This is a genomic window from Pseudogemmobacter sonorensis, from assembly GCF_042762395.1.
In the GTDB taxonomy this organism is placed as follows: Bacteria; Pseudomonadota; Alphaproteobacteria; order Rhodobacterales; family Rhodobacteraceae; genus Pseudogemmobacter; species Pseudogemmobacter sonorensis.
The window spans coordinates 113,170-134,682 of sequence record NZ_JBEFZE010000004.1 but is presented as its reverse complement, the minus strand read 5'-3'; the positions used below and the strand labels follow the sequence as shown (position 1 = coordinate 134,682).

Sequence of the window (21,513 nt, the reverse complement as noted above, 5' to 3'; positions counted from 1 at the left end):
GGAACGCCAAACGCCCCGCCATCGGCGGGGCGTTCGCATTTCGAAAGCCGGATGGGCCTCAGCCCACGGTCACGCCGCCGCAAACGAAAAGCGTCTGCCCGGTCACGAAACCCGCCGCCGGGGCGGCAAAGAACGAGACCGCATTGGCCACATCCGCGCCCGTGCCCATGCGGCGCACCGGCACCTGATCGATGATCGCCCGGGTCAGCGGCGCATCGGGAGGGTTGTTCTTCCAGAACGCCTCGGTGCCGATCGGCCCCGGCGCGACGCAGTTCACCGTGATCCCGAACGGCGCCAGCTCCAGCGCCCAGGTGCGGGCCATGGATTGCGCCGCGCCCTTGGTGGCGCTGTAGAGGCTGCGCAGCTCTTTCCCAAGCGTCACACGGCTGGTGTTCATCACGATCCGCCCGAAACCCCGCGCCTTCATCCCCGGCACCAGCGCCTTGGCACAGATGAGCGAGGGGCGCAGGTTCAGATGGAAAAGCCGGTCGAAATCCTCCAGTTCCACCTCTTCCAGCGGGGCCGGCCGCACGATGCCCACATTGTTGACGAGGCAGGAGATTTCCTCCTCGGCCGACAACCGCGCGACCAGCGCCTCAAGCGCGGGGGCGTCGGAAAGGTCGACCTCCTCGAAGCGGTCGGGCCGCCCCTCGGGGGCCAGGATGTCCAGCGCGACGACCCGGAAGCCGTCGAGCCGGAGCCGCTCCACGATGGCTGCGCCGATGCCCCGGGCACCGCCCGTGACGAGTGCGGTGCCGCTCACCTGTCGTCCTCGTGGATCGAGGAGGGATGCCGACAAAGCGGCGTGATCTCCACCTTCATATAGGGATAAAGCGGCAGCCCCATCAGCACCTCGTGCAGATGCGCATTGTCGCGGCAATCGAAGATCGAGGTGTTCTTGTAAAGCCCGGCATGGCGCCAGAGGTGCCGCCAGATCCCGGCGCGCTGAAGGTCCTGCGCATAGGCCTTTTCGCGGGCCTTGATCTCATCGGCCACCTCCGTCGGCATCTCGGCGGGGATCCGCACGGTCATTTCAACCTGGAACAGCATCGCGTCAGCTTTCGTTCAGAGTGTTTTGGCGGTTCAGATAGGCCTGCCGCCAGCGGGTGACGAAGACCCGCTCGAAAAGACCGGCCTCGAAGAACGGATCGGCCTGGATGAAGGCCTCGGCCTCGGCGCGGGTTTCAAGCGCCACGAGGTAGAGGCCGCCCGAGGCGGCCCCCCCTTCGTCGTCCAGCTTGGCGCCGCAGGCCAGAAGCAGATGCTTGTTGGCCTCGAGGTAGTCGAGATGCGCCGGGCGGGTCCCAAGTCGCAGCGCGCCGGAGCCGGGCTTGTCGTAGGTTTCGATCATATAGGGCATCACAGAACCCCATAACCCCAGAGAAGCACCGCCCCGATATAGACCACGGCCTGGAAGAACAGGATCAGGACCATGTAGCCCATGATGTCGCGCAGCTTCAGCCCCGAGATCGCAAGCGCCGGCAGCAGCCAGAAGGGCTGGACCATGTTGGTCCACTGATCGCCCATCTGCACGGCGATGGCCGTGGCGGGGATCGAGGCGCCGAGTTGGCTGGCCGCTTCCATCATCACCGGCCCCTGGATCACCCACTGGCCGCCGCCCGAGGGCACGAAGATGTTGATGAGGCCGGCCGAGATGAACGACCACAGCGGCAGGGTTTCGGCCGAGGAGAACGACACGAACCAGTTGGCGAAGGTCACGACAAGGCCCGAGCCGGACAGGATCGCCAGGATACCGGCATAGAACGGATACTGGATGATGATCCCGCCAAGGATCTTCACCCCGTCGTTCACCGCCGCAAGAAAGCGGTTGGGGGTGACGAAGAAGAGGATCCCGAGGAAGAGGAAGAGGAAGTTGACCGAGTTGAGCGTCAGCGCACCGCCGTTAAGGAAATAGCGGCCGATATAGAGCATCCCGAAAAGCCCGAGGCCGATCCCGATGATCTTGGAGTTGTTCATCCGGTCGGCGATGGTGCTGCGATCCTCGACAACCTTGGTCACCAGCGATTGCGCGCCCGGATCCACCTCGACGATCTCTTTTGGATCCTTCGGATGCAGCATGGCGATGAAGAAGGGCATGGTGATCGCGATCAGGATCGACGAGCCCAGCACCGGCGGCGAGAAGATCGTATCGCCCAGCGGCACAAGGCCGATGGTGGCTTCAAGGAAATGCCCAGGGGTGTTGATGAGCAGCGGCACCGAGCCCGAGAGGCCGATCCCGTAAAGGGTGAAGCCCGAATAACCCGCGGCGATGACCAGAGGGTAATGCAGCCCCTTGACCTTGTGGCCAAGCTTCTGGGCGATCAGCGTGCCGATCACGAGGCCGAAGCCCCAGTTCAGCCAGCTTGCCACGCAGGCGATCACGGTGGCGGCGATGATGGCGCCGCGCGGGGTGGTGACGGGGGCGATCAGCTTGTCCATCAGCCAGTCGACGGCCGGGGTGCGGGCCATGATGTAGCCCGCGAGCAGGATCACCGTCATCTGCATGGTGAAAGCCAGCAGGTTCCAGAAGCCGTCGCCCCAGTAATCGGCGGCATCGAGGAAGGCCGTGCCCTGACTGAACATCGCGAATACGACCGTCAGGGCCGTCAGGACGATTGCGACGACCAGAGGATCCGGCAGATACCGGCTCATGATCCGCGTGAAGAAATTGGCTATGGCGTTCATCTTTCCTCCTCTGGCGGGACTCCTCTCCCGCCTTATGCGTATTGCTTATCATTAATAGCTATTGATATTGTCAACCTATAAGGGGAGGGAGAGAGCATGGACGGATCCGTCATCATCGCCGGTGCCGGGATCATGGGGCGGCGGCTGGCAAGGCATTTCCTGCGGGCCAGGTTTCGGGTCGCCCTGATCGACCCTGCACCACAAGCTCTTGAAGACGCATCACATTTCATCGCCGCCACCCAGGGCGCGGAGACCTTGTTCACCGCCGCCCCGGATCTGGCCGCACTCGGGCCAGGCTGGCGGCGCCCCAGGCTGACCATCGAGGCGGTCCCCGAGGATCTGGCGCTGAAGCGGGCGGTGCTCGCCGGGCTGGAGGCCTTCCTCGCCCCCGATTCCCTCATCGCGTCGAACACATCGGGGCTCACCACCGCCGCGCTGGGCGAGGGGATGCGCCACCCCGAGCGCCTCGCCATCGCGCATTTCTTCAACCCGGCCGATGTGGTCCCGGTGGTGGAACTGGTCGCCGGGCCCGCCATGCCGCGGGCGCGCCTCGACGAATTGGCCGCGCTGCTCAGGGCCTCGGGGAAGATCCCGGCGGTGCTCGGGCGCGAATTGCCCGGCTTCATCGCCAATCGAATCCAGCACGCGCTGATGCGCGAATGCTTTCATCTGGTCGCCGAAGGGGTTGCCGATCCCGCGACCATAGACGATGTGATCCGCTATTCGATCGGGGTGCGGCTGGCGCTGTCCGGGCCCTTCGAGCAGCGCGATCTGAACGGGCTCGATACCCATCTGAGCATCGCGGACTATCTCTACCGCGATCTGGCCGCCGACACCGCCCCCCCGCCCCTTCTGAAGGCCAGGGTCGCCGAAGGGGCGTTGGGCAAAAAGGCCGGGCGCGGCTTCTACCGCTGGGACGCGGCGCGCAAGGCCCGCGCGGCGCGCAAGGAACAGGAACTGGACGCAATTGTGGCCCGCAGCCGGGCCCTCGATGCGGACGACAGGTTGGAGGACTGACGAATGCCCGATTGGAAACAGGCCCCCGAGGGCTCGAACTGGGGCCGCTGGGGTCGCGAGGACGAACTGGGCACGCTGAACTTCATCACCCAGGACAACCGCCTGGCCGCCGTGGCGGAGGTGAAGCAGGGTCTGGCGTTCTGCCTTTCTCTGCCGCTCGACGTGCCGGGCGCGATCCGGCTCAACCCCCGCCGCCATCCCCCGCGCCTCCGCCCCACGTTCCTGGGCGAGACGCCCTACATCAACTATCCGCTCGAAAAGGTGGATCCGATCCTGCAGGACGTGCTCTCGGACGATCAGGTCCTTCTGAGCACGCAGTTCTCCACCCAATGGGATTCGCTCGCCCATGTCGGGGCGATGTTCGATGCCGATGGCGACGGGATGCCCGAGCCGGTCTATTACAACGGCTTCCGCGCCGGGGTCGATGTTCTGGGCGAAGAGGCCGACAGCCTGCACGGCTCTTTCGCGCGCAAGATCAATGTGGCCGGGATGGCGGCAAGCGCCCTTCAGGGCCGCGGGGTCCTGGTGGATCTGGTGCGAGCCTTCGGCACGGATCGGCGGCTGGTCGGGCACGCCGATCTGGAACGGGCGATCCGCGACCAGGGGGTCGAGATCCGCGAGGGCGACATATTGGTCCTGCGCACCGGCTATGCCGAGGCGCTGCTGGAGATGCAATCCGCGCCGGACCCCGAGCGCCTCGACCGCACCGGCGCGGTGCTGGACGGCACGGATACCGCGCTCCATCGCTGGATTTCGGAAAGCCGCATCGCCGCCATCGCCGCCGACAATTACGCGGTGGAGAACCCGCATACCGATCCGGCGGCCTGCTGCCTGCGCCTGCCGCTGCATCACCATTGCCTCTTCAAGCTGGGGATGCCGCTGGCCGAGCTGTGGTATCTCAAGGATCTGGCCGAGGCGCTGGCGGCGTCGGGGCGCCATGCGATGCTCCTGACCGCCCCGCCCCTGCGCCTACCGGGTGCGATCGGCTCTCCCGTCACCCCGGTGGCGACGATCTGAGGCGCGAAAAGCCCCCCCCCTCGCCCGGGTCGCAGGCGGGATGGGTCGGGGCGCCCCGCAGGTCGGTCGTCCATGCGAGGGGCGCGCAACCGGCGAATCCCCTGGTCGCATATGCTGCGGAGGGCCGCAGGTCTGGCATTCGGTATCGCCAGACCCGAGCGCCGCGCGCCTGGGTGGTGGAGCGGTCGGCCGAACCCTCGCCCGCCGGTCAAGCCATTCATTGCGCCGGATGGGTGCGGCGCCACGGTTTCTCCGCACCCCGAGGAGCTGATTCATTGCAAGTCCAGCGGGTCCGGCGCAAGGCGTGTTGATCGCTGCAACGTGAAGCGTTCCCGCCGGAGGCTCGGGGCGGAGAAGCCGGGCACGGGCAGGCCTGGGCATGCCACCCCATGGATTCGCCGCGAAAATCCTGCCCGCCGGGGCCGCCCGCCAAGACGCCCCGGCGCGCCACCAAAGGCTCATGGCGCCGGTTCGATGAGCTCCAGAACAACGCCATCTCGGGGATCCCGAAGATAGACAATCCGGGCGCCTCTGTTTGGCCCCGTATTGACCACGGCAATCTCCCCCATCATCTCAAGCGACCATTTCGCCGCTTCGGAGACCGCCTCGTCAAGATCCGCGACATTGAACCCCATATGCAGCGAGCCCAGATCGCAGGCGCGGGGACGAAAATCGGCGCGGTCACCCGGCGCCGAATAGCACAGCAATTCCACGGTGGCCGCGCCATTGCGCATATAGGCGACCTCGACGCGCGCGCCGGGCACCCCCGTCACGCGCGAGATCATTTCGGGATCGCGGGCGGCGCGCGACAGGGTTTCGAACCCGAAAAGCTGCTGGAACATCGCCTCGGAATGGTCGAGATCGGCAACCGTTATGCCGGTATGGTTCACGGTCACGGCCATGCTCGGCCTTTCTTTTCTGAACTCAGTGGGCAAGGAAACCTCCGTCGATCGCAAGCACATGGCCGGTGACCATCGCCGCAGCCGGACTGCATAGATAAAGCACCCCGGCCGCCACGTCGCGCAAGCTTCCGAAACGACCAAGCGGCATCGTGGACAGCAAGCGTTCCGAAACGCCCGGCTGGTCCAGAAAGGCGCTGTTGAAATCGGTGCGGATCCAGGCGGGCGCCACGGCATTGACCCGGATCCCCGCAGGGCCCCATTCCATCGCCAGCGCCCGCGTCAGATTGACCACGCCCCCTTTCGAGGCGTGATACGAGGCGATCGGGTAGAATCCTCCGCCCGAAAGCGCCATGATCGAGGCGATATTGACGATCGCCCCATGACCCTGCCGCGCCATGCCGGGATGAACGCGGCGGCACAGCTCGAACCCGGCATCCAGATTGACCGCAATCGCCTGGCGCCAGAGATCGGGCGCCAGTTCGCTGGCAGGCCGACGCTGCACGACTGCGGCATTGTTGATCAGAATATCCGCCGCCCCCCGCCATTCCGTCAGCCGGGCGAAAAGCCGGTCCAGCGCCGCGCCGTCGGTGATGTCGGCGGCGCATTCCAGACAGGGAACGCCCTCGGATGCGAGCAGATCCGCCGCATCGGACAGCGCCGCCGCATCGCGGTCGACAAGGGCCACGGCGGCCCCCGCCGCGCCCAGGAGACGGGCCGTCTCCAGCCCGATCCCCCGCGCCGCGCCGGTGATCAGCGCGGTGCGGCCCTTCAGATCGAACAGCGCCTCCAGCATGGCGTCACTCATGTCGCAAGCAGCATCGGCGTTTCGATCAGCACCTTCAGCCGCGCCATCAACTCAGCCGCGACCGCGCCGTCGATTGCCCGGTGATCGACCGAAAGCGTCAGCCGCATATGGTGAACCTCGACCACCTCGCCCGCGCGCAGGGCGAGCGCGCTCTCGGGGCCGCCGACCGCGAGATTCATGCTTTGCGGCGGGTTGATGATGGCCGAAAAGGCGCTGATCCCATACATGCCGAGGTTGGAGATCCCGGCCAGCCCGCCGGAATATTCGGTCGGCGCCAGCCTGCCCTCACGTGCCCGGGTGATCGCATCGCGGGCGGCATCGGACAGCGCCCCGGCCGACAGCCGTGCCGCATCGCGCAGGATCGGGGTGATCAGCCCGTTCTCCAGCGCCACCGCCAGGCCGATATCGACCGTCGAATGGCGGATCAGCCCCTCGTCGCTCCATGTGACCATGGTGGCCGGGGTGCGGGCGATGGCAAGCGCATAGGCCTTCATCACCAGATCATTCACCGTCAGTTTGGTTTGGGCGCCCGAGGCCAGCAGGGCGGCATTCAACCGGCGGCGCAGGTCCAGCAGGGCGTCGACCTCGCAGCGGATCTCCAGGTAGAAATGTGGCACGGTCTGCTTGGCCTCGACGAGGCGGCGGGCAATGGTGCTGCGCATCGCGTTGTGCGGCTCGACCTGCAGCGCCGCACCGATGGCCTCGACGGGCAGTGGCGGCGTGGCCGTCGGCGGGGCCGCGGGCGACGGTGGCACGGCGGCGGCTTCACTCTGAGCAGCAGCGGCGGCGTCGCGAATATCGGCGGCGATCACCCGGCCCTTCGGGCCGCTGCCCCTGATCCCCTCGGGATCGACGCCCAGCTCTTTCGCCAGCCTGCGAGCCAGGGGCGAGATCCGCCTTGGCGGCTCATCCTGCGCGCCCACCGCCACAAGGGGCGCGGGCGCCACCTCGGCCGCCGCAGCCGCTGCCTTGCCATCGCCGATCAGTCCGATCACGGTTTCGACCGGCACATCCGGGGTGCCACCGGCCACGAGGATCCGCTCCAGCACCCCATCGGCAGGCGCCTCGATATCCAGCGCGGCCTTGTCGGTCTCAAGTTCCGCCAGCACATCGCCCTTGCGGATCTTCGCGCCCGGTTCGACATGCCAGCGCACCAGTTTGCCCGAAACCATCGAAGGCGAGATGGCAGGCATCAGGATCTCGACGACCATCACTCAGCCCTCCCGACGGTCGCGATGGCAGATCCGGCGCACCGCATCGGCAATCGAGGCGGCGCTCGGCATCACCTCGCGCTCCAGCCGGTCGTTATAGGGCATCGGCAGTTCCGCCGCGCCCAGACGCTCGACCGGGGCATCCAGCCAGTCGAAGGCCTCTTCATTGATCTGGGCCGCGATTTCACCGCCCAGCCCGCCGGTGCGCCAGGCCTCGTGCACCACAAGGCAGCGGCTGGTCTTCCTGACCGACGCCACGAAGCACTCCATGTCCAGCGGCCGCAGGCTGCGAGGGTCGATCACCTCGACACTGATCCCCTCGCGGGCAAGCGTCTCGGCGGCGGAAAGCGCGCGCTCCACCATGGCCAGGGTCGCGATGACGGTGATGTCGGTGCCCGCGCGCTTGACATCGGCCTTGCCGATCTCGATCTCGTAGGGCGCTTCGGGAACAGGGCTCGCACCGCCCAGATAGAGCAGCTTATGCTCAAGAAAGATCACCGGATTGTCGTCACGGATCGCAGCGATCATCAGCCCCTTGGCGTCATAAGGGGTCGAGGGGGCCAGAACCGTCAGCCCCGGAATATGCGCGAACCAGGCCTCGAGCGATTGCGAATGCTGGGCCGCCAGCCGGATGCCGCCGCCCTGAGGGCCACGAAACACCACCGGAACCGAGACCTTTCCGCCAAGCATGAATCGAAGTTTCGCGGCCTGGTTGACGATGGGATCCATCATGAAGGTGACGAAATCGAAGATCTGGATCTCGGCGATCGGACGGCGGCCGGAAAGCGCCGCGCCCACGGCCGCGCCCGAGATCACGCCCTCGGAAATCGGGGTGTTCATCACCCGGTCGGAGCCGAATTTCTCGTGCAGGCCACGGGTCACGCCGAAGGTGCCCCCCACCGGGCCGACATCCTCACCCATCAGGAAAACGCTGTCGTCATCGGCAAGGGATTGCGCGATCGCCTCGCGCACGGCCTCGGTATAGGTCAGAGCCCGGCTGCCGACGGGCGGCGGCGCGGCGGGTTTGCGGCGCGGCGCCAGCACCTTGTCGAACAGCGATTGCAGTTCCGGCTCGGCCTGGGATTCGGCTTCGGTTATCGCGGTCTCGATCCGGTCATGCGCCTCGGCCTCCAGCGCGGCAAAGGCATCGTCATCGACCTGCCAGTCCGCGGCGAGACGGCGCTTCATGCGACTGAGCGGATCGTCGTCCATCCATTTGCGCACCTCTTCATCGGTGCGATAGCCCAGCAGATTCCCGCGCACGGAATGGTCGCCATGGCGATAGGTCAGCGCCTCGATCAGCGTAGGCCCCTCGCCCGCCCGCGCCCGCGACAGCGCCTCGGAAACCGCAGCATAAACCGCCACCGGATCATTGCCGTCGATCCTTTCGCCCGGGATGCCATAGCTGGCCGCCCGGCCCGCGACAGTGCCGCCCGCTGTGGCGTGCTCAAACGGGGTCGACATGCCGTAGAGATTGTTTTCGCAGAAGAAAACGATAGGCAGCTTCCACAGCGCCGCAAGGTTCAGCGACTCGTGAAAGATCCCCTCATTCGACCCGCCGTCGCCGAAAAAGGCGATCCCGGCGTCATCCGAGCCGCGCTGCTTCGCCGCCAGCGCCGCGCCGACGCCAAGCCCCATGCTGGCGCCGACGATGCCGTTCGCGCCCAGAATGTTCAGTTCGATATCGGCCACATGCATCGAGCCGCCGATGCCGCCGCAGATGCCGCCCACCTTGCCGCAAAGCTCGGCCATCATGCCGTTGATGTCGGCGCCCTTGGCGATGCAATGGCCATGGCCACGATGATGGGTGGTGATGAAATCGCCCTGCCGCAGCGCGAAACAGGCGCCCGCGGCAATCGCCTCCTGCCCGGCCGAGGAATGGGCGGTGCCCTTGATCACCCCCGATTTAAACAGCTCTTCCGTGCGGGTCTCGAACCGGCGGATCAGCAGCATGGTGCGGGCCATCGTCAGCATCGCATCGCGGTCCGGCGGCGGAACATTGCGGTTCAGCCGCCCCGGCCCTGAAACGACCGCCGGAATTCCGGCAAGCGAAGTCGAACCGCTTTTGGCGGCGTTGCGGGCATTTCGTGCCACTGATGATCCTCCCCGGTAGCAGGCCGCCATCGCAGAGGATGCAGCCGATGCCGGGCAGGCAAACACGTTTGCAGGTAAAGGACAAAATCAATGCGCTCATACCAGAAATAACTAAATCCTATTCCTGGGCGCCGAACATCATCGAAAGCTATATCCGATCGCCCGGCGGCAATTCGGCGGTGGCCCAGAGACCGCCGTTCACCGCCCGGCGCGCATGGCTGGTGACGATGTCGGAAAAGACCCGCATCGCCGCCGTGCGCGGCCGGTCGCGCGAGGTTGCGATCACCCAGGGCCAACTGATTCCCGCGATGGGCGCGAGAGAGATTTCGCCCCGCCTGAAGGCCTGGTGACAGGCGCTGTAAGGCAGGATCGAATGCAGCCCGCCGCGCGAAACAAGGTCGATGATGATGGAATTCGTCTCGACGATCACCGGCGGGTTCCGGCCGCGTCCGCTTTGCGGCAGCAATTCGTCCACCACCCGCCGCAGCCCGTTGTTCGAGGGCGTGAGGACCAGATCCAGCTCGGCCAGCGAGGCGGCGCTGACCGGCCGGTCCATGCGCAGCCCCGTCTCGCAGGACGAAAGCCGCACCAGTGCCTCGGAGCAAAGCGCCTGCCGGTTCAGCCCGCGCGAGGCGCCATGATCGGAATAAAGCGCAAGATCGACATGGCGCGTCACCAACGCCTCGCGCACGTTCACCGAGGTGCCCTCCTGGATCTCGATACTGACCTGCGGGTGCAGCCGATGGAACTCGGCCACCGAATCCGCCACCAGCAAGCCGCGCAGCGAATAAGCCGATGAGATGCGCAAAGTTCCCGCGGGCAGCGTCTCGGCGGCGATGATGTCTTCCTTGATCAGTTCAACATTCTGCATCAGCGTGCGGACGTGATCGGCCAGCCGCTGGCCCGAAGGCGTCAGCGCGACGCCGCGCGGTCGCCGCTCGACAAGCTGAGTCGCCAGCTCTTCCTCCAGAAGCTGGATCTGCCGACTGAGCGCCGGCTGCGAGATGTTCGCCCGCTCGGCCGCATGGGTGATGTTCAGCGTGTTCACCACATGGATGAAATATTCCAACTGCCTGATCTTCATGATTTCGCCCCTCCCGGCCAAGCATGACATTATCCTATGGATCGCATGTCAATTATCTATTTTACACATGCCTTGTCCCTGCATAGCGTCGCCAATCAGGGAGCAGGCCGGGATCGGCCGCCTGAGAGAGCGCGCGGGATTGGGAGAGACCACGCATTTCTTCGTGACATCAAAGTCGTCCGGCCCGTCGTGCCGGATTTCGGACTGCAATCCGCCGTCAGGGGGACGGCCGGTCACAACCACTGAACAGGGAGGAACAGATGAAACAATTCCACGGATTTTCGCTTGCGCTCATGGCCAGCACCGCGCTGACCCTGCCCGCCTTCGCCAATGACGGCCAGGTGCGCATCGCGCTGATGACCGACCTTGCCGGCGCAACCGCCGATTATGGCGGCCAGGGCGCGATCGAAGCGGTGAAGATGGCGGTCGAAGATTTCGGCGGCGAGCTGAACGGCAAGCCGATCCTGATGGATTTCATCGACCATCAGAACAAGCCGGACATCGCCGTGACCAAGGCCCGCGAGGCCTATGACAACGGCACCGACATGATCATAAACCTGTCGAACTCGGCGGCGGCGCTTGGCGTGATGGAGATCGCCAAAGCCAAGGACAAGGTGGTTATCGTGACCGGCGCGGGTTCCGACCGGATCACCGGCGATGCCTGTTCTTCCAATGCGATCCATTTCGCCTTCAATTCCTACTCCCTGGCCAATTCGCCGGTGCAGGCGCTGGCCGCGGGCGGTGATACAAGCTGGTATCTGATCGTCTCGGATTTCGCCTATGGCCTTTCGGTCGAGGCGGCGGTAACGGCAGCAATCGACACCGCAGGCGGCACGCTTGAGGGCAGCGTCAAGCACCCGGCCTTCATGGCCAGCGATTTCTCGTCCTATGCGTTGCAGGCGATTTCCTCGGGGGCACAGGTGATCGGCCTGTCCAACTCTTCCTCCGACACCACCAACACCATTCGGGCGCTGAAGGAATTCGGCATCGGCGACGACCAGAAGATGGTGGCCTTCACGCTGCTCATCAATGAAATCCACGGGCTGGGCCTTGACCAGGCCTCGGGGCTTTTGTTCGCCGACGCCTTCTACTGGGACCGCACCGAGGAAAGCCGCGAATGGTCCAGGCGCTTTTACGAGCGGGTCGGCCGAATGCCGAACATGGTGAATGCCGGAGATTATTCGGGCACGCTGCATTATCTGCGCGCGGTCGAGGCGGCGGGCAGCGACGAGGCGGCGGCGGTGCTGGCCAAGATGCGCGAGATGCCGGTCAACGACGTCTTCGCCGAGAACGGCCGGGTGCGCGAGGACAACATGATGGTCCATGACATGTATCTGGTGCAGGTCAAGACGCCGGAAGAATCGGGATACGACTGGGACTATCTGAATGTCCTGGAGACCATCCCCGCCGACAAGGCCTTTATTCCGCTGGAAAAAAGTGCCTGTCCTCTGGTCGACAAGGGCTAAGCGGCACGTCCCATGACCCATATCCTAGAAACGGTTGAACTCACGCGTGAGTTCAGCGGGTTCCGGGCGGTCGACAAGGTCTCGCTGAAGGTTCGTGAGGGCGATATCCACGCCCTCATCGGGCCCAATGGCGCGGGCAAGACCACCGTCTTCAACCTGCTGACCAAGTTCCTTTCGCCCAGTTCGGGCAGGATCCTGTTCGAAGGCCAGGACATCACCGGCATGAAACCCGCGTCGCTGGCCCGCAAGGGTCTGGTGCGCAGCTTTCAGATCTCGGCCACCTTCCCGCATCTGACGGTGCTGGAAAATGTCCGTGTCGCCCTGCAACGGCGGCTGGCGCCGACCTTTGCCTTCTGGCTGCCGGGGCGGGTGCTGACGCGGCTGGATGCGCGGGCGATGGAGCTTCTTGAAGAGGTCGACATGCAGGACTTCGCGCGGCTGAAGGCGGCGGATCTGCCCTATGGGCGCAAACGCTCGGTCGAGATCGCGACGACGCTTGCGATGGAACCGCGGGTGATGCTGCTGGACGAGCCGACACAGGGCATGGGCCATGAGGATGTCGAGCGCGTCACGAGGCTGATCAAGCGGGTCTCGGCCGGGCGCACCATCCTGATGGTCGAGCACAACATGAATGTGGTGGCGGGGATCTCGGACCGGATATCGGTGCTGCAGCGCGGCGCGATCCTGGCCGAGGGAACCTATGGCGAGGTCTCGGCCGATCCTCGTGTGCTTGAGGCCTATATGGGCAGCGAGACGGATCTGGAGGGGGCGCATTGATGAGCGAGATCGCGCTTTCCCTCAAGGACATAAACGGCTGGTATGGGGAATCCCATGTGCTGCACGGCGTCAGCTTCGACGTGCGCAGGGGCGAGGTCGTCAGCCTGATCGGCCGCAACGGCGCAGGGCGCACCACGATCCTGCGGGCGATCATGGGGATGCTGGACCGCCGCAGCGGCAGCCTGCACGTCAAGGGCCAGGACCTCTCGGCGACGCCCGCGCATCGCATGGCCCTGGGCGGGTTGGGCTATTGCCCGGAAGAGCGGGGCATCTTCGCCAGCCTGAGCTGCGAGGAGAACCTGATGCTGCCGCCGCCGATCCGGGCGGGCGGCAAGATGGCAATGTCTCTGGGCGAAATCTACGAGATGTTCCCCAATCTGAAGGAACGCGCCAGCAGCCCCGGCACCCGCCTTTCGGGCGGCGAGCAACAGATGCTGGCAATCGCCCGCATCCTGCGCACCGGCGCCGATATCCTGCTGCTCGACGAGATTTCCGAGGGGCTCGCCCCGGTGATCGTGCAGATGCTGGCCCGGGTCATCCGCGAACTGAAGTCGCGCGGCTTCACAATCATCATGGTCGAGCAGAATTTCCGCTTTGCCGCGCCGTTGGCGGACCGCTTTTTCATCATCGAGCACGGCGCCGTGGTCGGGGAAGTTCCACAGGCCGAGCTTGCGGCCCGGATGGATGACATCCGCAACTGGCTGGGGGTGTGATCATGCCAGAGATATTCGGCGTTCCCGCCCCGGTCCTTTACGGCCAGTTGCTGCTGGGCCTGGTGAACGGCAGCTTCTACGCGCTGTTGTCGCTGGGCCTGTCTTTGATCTTCGGCCTGCTGAACATCGTCAATTTCGCCCACGGCACCATGTATATGCTTGGGGCGTTTCTTGCCTATTTCCTGCTGCAGCCGCTGGGGCTGGGCTATTGGTGGGCGATCGTCCTGGTGCCGCTGCTGGCGGCCGGCCTGGGCATCGTGATCGAGCGCACGATCCTGCGCCGGATCTACAATCTCGATCATATCTATGGCCTGCTGGTCACCTTCGCGCTGACCATGATCATCGAAGGCTTCGTGCGGGTCTGGTTCGGCGTCTCGGGCCTGCGCTATGCCGTGCCTCCGTCGCTATCGGGCATGGTGGATCTGGGCTTCATGAGGCTGCCGATCTACCGCATCTGGGTGATCGTGGCGGCGCTTGGGCTGTGCCTGCTGACCTGGGCCGTGATCGAGCGTACCAGGCTGGGCGCGCTGTTGCGGGCAGGGACCGAGAACCCCAAGCTCGTCCGGGCCTTTGGCGTCAATGTGCCGCTCCTGATCACGCTGGTCTTCGGCTGGGGCGTGGCGCTGGCGGCCTTCGCCGGGGTATTGGCGGCGCCGCTGATGCAACTGACCCCGCAGATCGGCCATTCGATCATCATCACGGTTTTCGGAGTGGTGGTGATCGGGGGCATGGGCTCGATCCTTGGCTCCATCCTCACCGGCCTTTCCCTGGGGCTGCTCGAAGGGCTGGCCAAGGTCTATTACCCCGCGGCCTCTTCGACGGTGATTTTCGTGCTGATGATCCTGGTCCTGCTGGTGCGCCCGCATGGCCTCTTTGGCAAGCAGTGAGGCAAGGCATGATGACGTCCCGAAACCTGATGATCCTTCTGGGCCTTGCCGCGCTGATCGTGGCACCGGCCTTCATCTATCCGATGCTGATCGTAAAGCTTTTGTGCTTTGCGATCTTCGCCTCGGCCTTCAACCTGATGCTGGGCTATACCGGCCTTCTGTCCTTCGGCCATGCGATGTTTTTCGGGTCCGCCGGCTATGCGCTTGGCGTGACGATGAAATTCCTCAACTGGACGCCCGAGATGGGGCTGCTGGCCGGGGTGGCGGTGGCGGCGCTGATCGGCTTTGTCGCGGGCTCGATCGCCATTCGCCGCCAGGGCATCTATTTCGCCATGATCACGCTGGCGATTTCGCAACTGATCTATTTCCTCGCGATGCAGATGGAATGGACCGGCCGCGACGACGGTCTGCACGGCATCCCGCGCGGGCATCTCTTCGGCCTTGTCAGCCTTGAGAACGATCTGGCGCTTTACGCGCTGGTGGCGGTCTGCTTCGTGCTGGCGCTGCTGGCGATCCACCGCATCGTCACCTCGCCCTTCGGCCAGGTCCTGACCGCGATCCGCGAGAACGAGCCCCGGGCGATCTCGCTGGGCTATGATGTCGAGCGCTACAAGGTGCTGGCCTTCACCCTTTCCGCCGCGCTGTCGGGGCTGGCGGGGGGACTGAAAGCACTGGCCTTGTCCTATGAATCCCTCAACGACCTGCATTGGGCGCTCAGCGGCGAAGTGGTGATGATGTGCATCCTGGGCGGCCTTGGCACGCTGGGCGGGCCCGTTGCCGGGGCCTTCTTCGTGATCCTCCTGCAGAACTTTCTCGCCGACAAGGTGGGCGAATGGCTCTCGGTGATCATCGGCGTCGTGTTCCTGACCTGCATCCTCGCCTTCCGCAAGGGCCTGGTCGGCGAGATCGCCGCCTGGGTGGAACGCCGCCCGTCTTCTCGCCCGCAGGAGGGCGGAAAATGAAGGGCCGCTCCGCCATCGTCACCGGGGCCGCGCGCGGCCTCGGCCTCGCGATTACCCGGAAGTTCCTGGAACAGGGCGCCCGGGTCGCGATCTGGGACAGCGATCCGGCTGCGGCCCAGGATGCCGCCGAGCAGCTTTCGGATATCGGGCCGACCCATGCCTGCGCCGTCGACGTCACCTCGGCCAAGGCGGTTGCCGCCGCCTATGCCGACACCCGCAAGATGCTGGGCGAGATCTCGATCCTCATGTGCAATGCCGCGGTGCCGGGGCCCAATCTTGCCGTTGCGGATCTGTCGGCCGAAGCCTGGGCGAAAGTCATGGAGGTGAATGTGACCGGCACGCTCCTGTGCTGCCAGGCCGTCATCCCGGACATGGTGGCGCGCGGCTATGGCCGCATCGTCACCATGGGATCGGTCGCGGGCAAGGAGCCGGGGCCAAAGATTGCGGCCTATGCCGCAAGCAAGGCTGCGGTGATTTCGTTGACGAAAACCCTGGGCCGCGAACTGGCCACGACCGGGGTCACCGTGAACTGCGTGGCGCCAGGCGCGATACGCACGCGGATTTTCGACGGCTGGCCTGAGAGCTATGTCCAGGAATTGCTGGCAAAGATCCCGATGGACCGCTTTGGAACCGCCGAGGAACTCGCCGAGATGGTCGCCTTCGTGGCGTCCCGCCGCGCTTCATTCTCGACGGGCGCGATCTTCGACATGTCCGGCGGCCGCGCGGATTACTGAGGCACCGGAATGGCGCTGTCACGGGTCGAGGCGCGGGCGGCTCAGGCGGTGACGGCCTGTTCCGTGGTCGCCCTGCGAGGCTGGAACAGGCGGCTGATCAGCACAAAGAACACCGATGGTCAGAAACGTGCCGACGATCGTGCCGAAAAGCGTGGCATAGCCGATGGCCTCGCGCGCCCTAACCGGCGCCGCCCGAACCGGCGCCGCTCGACAGCACCAGCGGCAGCACGCCCATGCCGAAGGCCAGAGAAGTCATCAGGATCGGCCGAAACCTGAGCCGCACCGCCTCGGTCGCGCTTTCGCCCCGCTTGGCCATGCGGTCGCGGGCGAATTCCACGATCATGATCCCGTTCTTGCCGGTCAGACCGACCACGGTCTGCAGACCGACCTGGAAGTAGATGCCGTTCGACTGCCCGCCCAGCCAGGCACCGACCAATGCGCCCGGGATGCCGACCGGCATCGCCAGGATGACCGCGATCGGGATGGCCCAGCTTTCGTGAAGCGCCGCGAGGCTGAGGAACACCGCCGCCAGCGCCAGCGTATAGAGGTAAATCGCCCCTGATCCGGCCTCTTTTTCCTCCAGCGACATGCCGGCCCATTGCAGGGTGAATGGGGCTTGAGCATCATGGCGTAAAGCGCCGGGGGTGAAGACAATCGCGATCACCACCGAAAGCATCATGGCCGAAACGGTGGTCACCGCGAATTGCCTATACATCTCGCCGGTCGAGCCGCCGAAGAAGACCATCGGCACAAACACCTCCGAGACGATGAAGCCGATACCGACCAGCGCGCCGGTGATCTCGTCCATCGACTTGAGCGTCGCCTCCTATGGTCCCGGCCTCTCGTCGTGCATGATCCGCTCGACGTTCTCGACCACGACGATGGCGTCGTCGACCAGAAGGCCGATCGCCGGCACCATCGCCAGCATGGTCAGCGTGTTGATGCTGAACCCCAGCGCCGCCATGATGCCGAACGTGCCGAGGATCACCACCGGAACCGTCAGCGTCGGGATCAGCGTGGCGCGGAAGTTGTGCAGGAACACCAGCACCACGAGGATGATCGCCTCGATCAGCGCGTGACGGTGGGCAAGGGTATCTCTTGCGCCGCCGCGGCCGAGATCCAGAGTGCCGGAAGCAGCGCCAGGATGCCGACGACCGGCCGCGGGAGGTGCAGTTCTATGTTCATGTCTGTTCGTCCTGTGCGAGCGTCTGGGGGTCCTGTCCCGCGGGAAGGGCGGTGCCAGCCCCCACTCCCCGCAGCAGGAGAATCTGTCGGCTGATGATGCGCCCGCCCAGATCGGCAAGCGGGAAGCAGCGCGCGAATGGTGGCTTTCTTTCCGGGATGCCAACCTCAATTCGCTCATCAATGCGGGGATGGAACGCAATTTCGACATGCACCAGGCCGTGGAGGCGATCAGGGCAGCCTCGGCCGTCGGCATCGCGGCCAGCGACATGCCGCAGATCACCGGGCAGGCCTCGGCACAAAGGGGCGACCCGGAAGCCACTGGCGCGATCTCCGAGACTTCGACGATCGGCGGGGGCGTGTCCTGGGCGCTGGACCTGTTCGGAGCCAATCTCAACGCCCGGCGTGCCACCGCCGCACGGCTCGACGCCACCTATCTGACCGCCGATGTCGTGCAGCTCGTCATTCAAAGCGGCAACGCGCAGGCCTATATCGCGCTGCGCTTCCATCAGGCCAGCATCTCGCTGACCAGGCAGTCGCTTACCAGCCGCAAAAACAGTCTGGACCTGACCACAAGCCAGTTCGAGATCGGCGCAGTCGGCCGCCTCGACGTGATTCACGGAGGGCAGCTCGTGGCCAAGGGCGAGGCGCAGATTCCGGCATACGAGACCGGCCTCGATCAGGCGCTTGTCCGGCTGGCCACGTCGACCGCAAGGCGCATGGCGGATCTGCGGCCCGTCCTGCAACGCGGATCGGGGCAACCGCGGCCCCGTGCCCGCGCTAATGTCAGCACCACGGCCGAGGTGGTACGCGCGCGCCCCGACGGCCGCGCGGCCGAACGCAACTATTCCGCCGCAGCCTATGCCGTCGGCGTCGCCAAAGCGCGATGCTATCCTTCGGTCGCGCTTTCGGGCAATATCGGCGCCACCAACATCTCGGGCGGGGGGGGGAACATCACCGCATGGACACTGGGTCCCACGATCAACCTGCCGATCTTTACCGGCGGCGAGAACAAGGCCAACCTGCGCTACGCGGAATCGCGTGCGGTGCAGGCGAAACCGGCATCGGAAAACTCGGTCCTGAATGCGGTCGAGGAAGTGGAGAGCGGCCTTGCCGCCTGCTGCCGCGACGGGCGCAACATTGCCGCGCAGCAGCGGCTCGTGGACGCATCGGCCGAGGCGGTCACCCTTGCCCGGACGAATTTCAGCGTCGGGGACGGCGCGTTCTTCGCCGTCCTCGATTCCGAGCGCAGCCTGCTTCAGGCGCAGCAGGCGCTTGCCGACGCTGTCCGGCGGCAGGGCGCAAACCTCGTCACGCTCAGCGCGGCGACGGCAGGCGGCTCAGCGGTGCTGCAAAGTTGATCGCGCGGTCCTGCGACCAGCGTCGGTTGCCGACATGACCGGGCGGCGGATCGGTCTCGCCCTTGGCGGCGGCGCGGCCCGGGGTTGGGCACATATCGGCGTGATCGAGGCGCTGGAGGCAGCGGGCCTTGCGCCCGGAATCGTCGCGGGCACGTCGATAGGCGCGCTGGTGGGCGGCGCCTGGGCCGCGGGCCGCCTCGGCGATCTCAAGGCATGGGCGCGGCAGGTGGACCGCCGCCGGATCGCGGGGCTGCTTGACGTGAACCTCGGCACCGGCGGCCTGATCGACGGCCAGCGCATCCACGGCATCCTTTGCGCATTGGGCATGGATGCGAAGATCGAGGATCTGCCGCTGCGCTACGCGGCAGTCGCCACCGACCTTACGGATGGCCAAGAAGTCTGCCTGAGACGCGGCGCGCTGGCCGATGCCATCCGCGCATCCATCGCCGTTCCGGGCATCATAAGCCCCTCTCATCTCGACGGCCGCTGGTTGGTGGACGGCGGCCTCGCCAACCAGATCCCGGTCTCGGTCTGCCACGCGATGGGGGCGGAGGTCGTCGTGGCCGTCAATGTCGGCGAGGGTCTGCTGGCCAAGCATACCGCCGCGTTCCGGCGGGCCGAGCACGATCCCGGCACGGCGCGCGTCGCCGAGATCCTGGAACAGGTTCCCGCACCGTTGCATGCGCTGGCCGAACGCGTATTGCCGCAACTGATCGCAGGCACGCCGCAGACGCCCAGCTACTTCGGCACACTCGCGGCCTGCCTCAACATCGTCCAGGGCAGGCTGACCGCCGCGCGTCTGGCAGAGGAGCCGCCCGACGTCATGATCTCCCCTCCCGTCGCCGCGATCTCGCTGATGGAGTTTGACCGCGCCGACGAGGCGATCGAGGCCGGGCGCCTTGCGACGGAAGCGGTTGTCGGGCAGGTCCGGGCATTGGCCGAGGGGCGTTTTCCTGCCTGAACTGAGCCGGTTTCGGCCCGATGCGGGCCCTGTCCGCTGCCGTGCCGGTCTCACCGTCACAGGGTTATCCATGATCGCCGCCCCCGTTGCATTCACCATATTGCCGATGAGGTCGTGCCGGGTCTCCAGCCTGTGCCGCGCCATATCCACCAGCCTCGCGGGACCGCCGGGCGAGGCCCCAGCGAGAAGGAGCTTCACCTTGCCCGCAGATATCGCCGTACCTGAAGGCGGCCCGCGGCATGAACATCCTGCGCGAGATCAAGGACGAACGGACCGGCGAAATCATTGATCGCGTGATGCCCAGCGTGGTCGTCAACGAGCGCCCGAGCACCAATGAAGCGGATGCCGCAGCCGCGTGGCGCAAAGCGAGGGCAGCGTTTATCAAGCTCAGGAAGGCAGTTGACGCTGAAATCGCGGGCATCGAACGGATGCGCCTGGATATCAGGGCGCTGAAGGATGCGATTGCCGAATTGCAGAAGCTGGAAGAACTTCGGCCGCGTCTCGATCAAACCGTCGCGCAAGCCCGCCAGATCTGGGAGGCTCACTCTCGGGAGCAGGAAAAGGCAAAATCCCAACTTGAGCGGGACAAGACCTTGCTCGACAGCCATCTTGCCAGCCGTCCCGGTTTCTTCGCCCGGTTGTTCGGGACGGCGGCCTGGAAATCATGGGGTTCGGCTCAACAGATGCTCTCGGCGGCGCTCCGGGAATCGGCCAGGCTGGCGAAGGTTGCGGACGGAGCACTTGATTTGGCGGCGGCCGCATCAAACGAGGCTAAAACTCGGTTGCAACAGCTCGACCGGGGGATTTCCGACACGCGGCAATCTGTCTCGCAATTGGACGCGGCTGTCTCGGCAGGGCGAACCCGCCTCGGCGGCAGAGCCATTGACGACTCGTTCTTCGAGCAGGAGCACGAAGCGATTCATCTGACGGCACCCTGGCTTCCGGATGATGTTCACCGCATGCGCGAAGATCTTTTTGCTGCTGCCCTGGCAGTGCATAAGGCGTTCATCGACGCTTCGGCCCGTCGCCTGCAACACAATCTCGGGCTCTTGATGTCTGCCATGGTCGCGGGCGCTTTCCAGTCGCCCGCTCACCGTGACCTGCTCCCAGACCTGTGGTCGAGCCTCTTCATGGTGGTGCCCGCGGTCTCTACGACATTCGCCTCGGTAAGGACCATGTTCGGAGATCTGCCCCCCGAAAGCATCGGCTGGCTTCTGGTCGACGAAGCGGGCCAGGCTTTGCCGCAGGCGGCAATCGGGGCCATCATGCGGGCCAGGCGCTCCATCGTCGTGGGAGACCCGCTTCAGATTCCACCTGTGGTTTCGCTGCCCGAGAAGCTGAATGCCGAGGTATGCAAGTTCTTCGATATCGACGAAACCGAATGGTCCGCCCCGGCGGCATCCTCGCAGACCCTTGCGGATCAGGCGTCCCGCTTCAAATCCGCCTTTCCTCGTTCATCGGCGCTGCCAGAATCCGATGTTCGATGTCTCCAATACCATCGCCTACCCATGGCCCGCGCTCCCGGACCGGAATCCATGCCCGGATCGAGGAAACCGTCGGTTCAACCGCAGAAGGACCCGCCTCTGTCCCGGAATGCTGAGGAGCCGTATTGCAGCCTGACGCCCTTTGCGCCCGCCGCAGAACCCTGACCCAGG

General features: G+C 65.5%; 20 protein-coding genes and 1 pseudogene. 11 read left to right on the top strand and 10 right to left on the bottom strand.

All coding sequences use genetic code 11. The annotated features are described in order from the left end of the window. Positions 1-58: 58 nt before the first annotated feature. Genes ABNX41_RS04815 through ABNX41_RS04800 form a run of 4 tightly spaced genes read right to left on the bottom strand, consistent with a single transcriptional unit; the run spans position 59 to position 2,685 of the window. A complete protein-coding gene (locus tag ABNX41_RS04815) occupies positions 59-763 on the bottom strand; it encodes an SDR family NAD(P)-dependent oxidoreductase (RefSeq protein WP_438668586.1) in 705 nt (234 codons plus the stop codon). After that, positions 760-1,050: a muconolactone Delta-isomerase gene (catC, locus tag ABNX41_RS04810; RefSeq protein ID WP_438668585.1), complete on the bottom strand. Its 291-nt coding sequence runs from the start codon at positions 1,048-1,050 to the stop codon at positions 760-762. The genes ABNX41_RS04815 and catC overlap by 4 nt, the downstream gene beginning before the upstream one ends. 4 nt (positions 1,051-1,054) lie before the next feature. Further along, complete coding sequence (locus ABNX41_RS04805) at positions 1,055-1,360, bottom strand: YciI family protein (protein ID WP_438668584.1); 306 nt, start codon at positions 1,358-1,360, stop codon at positions 1,055-1,057. Beyond that, entirely contained in the window at positions 1,360-2,685 is a 1,326-nt protein-coding gene (locus ABNX41_RS04800) for a short-chain fatty acid transporter (protein ID WP_438668583.1), read from the bottom strand. Before ABNX41_RS04800 ends, ABNX41_RS04805 begins: the two co-directional genes overlap by 1 nt. Positions 2,686-2,781: 96 nt before the next feature. Here ABNX41_RS04800 and ABNX41_RS04795 point away from each other — a divergent pair, with 96 nt between their 5' ends. Both ABNX41_RS04795 and ABNX41_RS04790 read left to right on the top strand, forming a co-directional pair. Next, the gene (locus ABNX41_RS04795; RefSeq protein WP_438668582.1) at positions 2,782-3,702 is read left to right on the top strand and encodes a 3-hydroxyacyl-CoA dehydrogenase family protein; all 921 of its coding nucleotides are present in this window, start codon (positions 2,782-2,784) and stop codon (positions 3,700-3,702) included. A 3-nt stretch (positions 3,703-3,705) separates the two neighbouring features. Continuing rightward, complete coding sequence (locus tag ABNX41_RS04790) at positions 3,706-4,719, top strand: cyclase family protein (protein WP_438668581.1); 1,014 nt, start codon at positions 3,706-3,708, stop codon at positions 4,717-4,719. Positions 4,720-5,177: 458 nt separating this feature from the next. Here ABNX41_RS04790 and ABNX41_RS04785 read toward each other — a convergent pair whose 3' ends face one another. From ABNX41_RS04785 to ABNX41_RS04765, 5 genes are all read right to left on the bottom strand, one after another. Continuing rightward, positions 5,178-5,621, bottom strand: a complete 444-nt coding sequence (locus ABNX41_RS04785) for a VOC family protein (RefSeq protein ID WP_438668580.1) — start codon at positions 5,619-5,621, stop codon at positions 5,178-5,180. A gap of 22 nt (positions 5,622-5,643) precedes the next feature. Then, on the bottom strand, positions 5,644-6,426 hold the full coding sequence (locus ABNX41_RS04780; RefSeq protein ID WP_438668579.1) for an SDR family NAD(P)-dependent oxidoreductase: 783 nt from the start codon (positions 6,424-6,426) through the stop codon (positions 5,644-5,646). Further along, entirely contained in the window at positions 6,423-7,637 is a 1,215-nt protein-coding gene (locus ABNX41_RS04775) for a dihydrolipoamide acetyltransferase family protein (protein WP_438668682.1), read from the bottom strand. The genes ABNX41_RS04780 and ABNX41_RS04775 overlap by 4 nt, the downstream gene beginning before the upstream one ends. 3 nt (positions 7,638-7,640) lie before the next feature. Beyond that, a complete protein-coding gene (locus tag ABNX41_RS04770; RefSeq protein ID WP_438668578.1) occupies positions 7,641-9,731 on the bottom strand; it encodes an alpha-ketoacid dehydrogenase subunit alpha/beta in 2,091 nt (696 codons plus the stop codon). 148 nt (positions 9,732-9,879) lie between these two features. Continuing rightward, a complete protein-coding gene (locus ABNX41_RS04765) occupies positions 9,880-10,815 on the bottom strand; it encodes a LysR family transcriptional regulator (RefSeq protein ID WP_438668577.1) in 936 nt (311 codons plus the stop codon). A 260-nt stretch (positions 10,816-11,075) separates the two neighbouring features. Between ABNX41_RS04765 and ABNX41_RS04760 the strand changes: the two genes are divergently transcribed. From ABNX41_RS04760 to ABNX41_RS04735, 6 genes are read left to right on the top strand one after another with little or no spacing between them, the layout of a single operon-like run. Further along, on the top strand, positions 11,076-12,281 hold the full coding sequence (locus ABNX41_RS04760) for an ABC transporter substrate-binding protein (RefSeq protein ID WP_438668576.1): 1,206 nt from the start codon (positions 11,076-11,078) through the stop codon (positions 12,279-12,281). Between the two features lie 12 nt (positions 12,282-12,293). Next, positions 12,294-13,058 carry an ABC transporter ATP-binding protein gene (locus tag ABNX41_RS04755; protein ID WP_438668575.1) on the top strand — a complete coding sequence of 255 codons (765 nt, stop codon included), beginning with the start codon at positions 12,294-12,296 and terminating at the stop codon, positions 13,056-13,058. Continuing rightward, complete coding sequence (locus tag ABNX41_RS04750) at positions 13,058-13,771, top strand: ABC transporter ATP-binding protein (protein ID WP_438668574.1); 714 nt, start codon at positions 13,058-13,060, stop codon at positions 13,769-13,771. The genes ABNX41_RS04755 and ABNX41_RS04750 overlap by 1 nt, the downstream gene beginning before the upstream one ends. 2 nt (positions 13,772-13,773) lie before the next feature. Continuing rightward, positions 13,774-14,658 (top strand): branched-chain amino acid ABC transporter permease, encoded by an 885-nt coding sequence (locus ABNX41_RS04745; protein WP_438668573.1) that lies wholly within the window; start codon positions 13,774-13,776, stop codon positions 14,656-14,658. A gap of 8 nt (positions 14,659-14,666) precedes the next feature. After that, on the top strand, positions 14,667-15,620 hold the full coding sequence (locus tag ABNX41_RS04740) for a branched-chain amino acid ABC transporter permease (protein ID WP_438668572.1): 954 nt from the start codon (positions 14,667-14,669) through the stop codon (positions 15,618-15,620). Then, positions 15,617-16,354 (top strand): SDR family NAD(P)-dependent oxidoreductase, encoded by a 738-nt coding sequence (locus ABNX41_RS04735; protein ID WP_438668571.1) that lies wholly within the window; start codon positions 15,617-15,619, stop codon positions 16,352-16,354. The genes ABNX41_RS04740 and ABNX41_RS04735 overlap by 4 nt, the downstream gene beginning before the upstream one ends. A gap of 41 nt (positions 16,355-16,395) precedes the next feature. Here ABNX41_RS04735 and ABNX41_RS04730 read toward each other — a convergent pair. Beyond that, positions 16,396-17,426: pseudogene (locus ABNX41_RS04730) on the bottom strand (efflux RND transporter permease subunit); the annotation flags it as partial. 52 nt (positions 17,427-17,478) lie between these two features. Here ABNX41_RS04730 and ABNX41_RS04725 point away from each other — a divergent pair. From ABNX41_RS04725 to ABNX41_RS04715, 3 genes are all read left to right on the top strand, one after another. After that, positions 17,479-18,897: an efflux transporter outer membrane subunit gene (locus tag ABNX41_RS04725; protein ID WP_438668570.1), complete on the top strand. Its 1,419-nt coding sequence runs from the start codon at positions 17,479-17,481 to the stop codon at positions 18,895-18,897. Between the two features lie 34 nt (positions 18,898-18,931). Next, positions 18,932-19,858 carry a patatin-like phospholipase family protein gene (locus ABNX41_RS04720; RefSeq protein WP_438668569.1) on the top strand — a complete coding sequence of 309 codons (927 nt, stop codon included), beginning with the start codon at positions 18,932-18,934 and terminating at the stop codon, positions 19,856-19,858. A gap of 239 nt (positions 19,859-20,097) precedes the next feature. Next, entirely contained in the window at positions 20,098-21,507 is a 1,410-nt protein-coding gene (locus tag ABNX41_RS04715; RefSeq protein ID WP_438668568.1) for an AAA domain-containing protein, read from the top strand. The last annotated feature ends 6 nt before the right edge of the window (positions 21,508-21,513 follow it).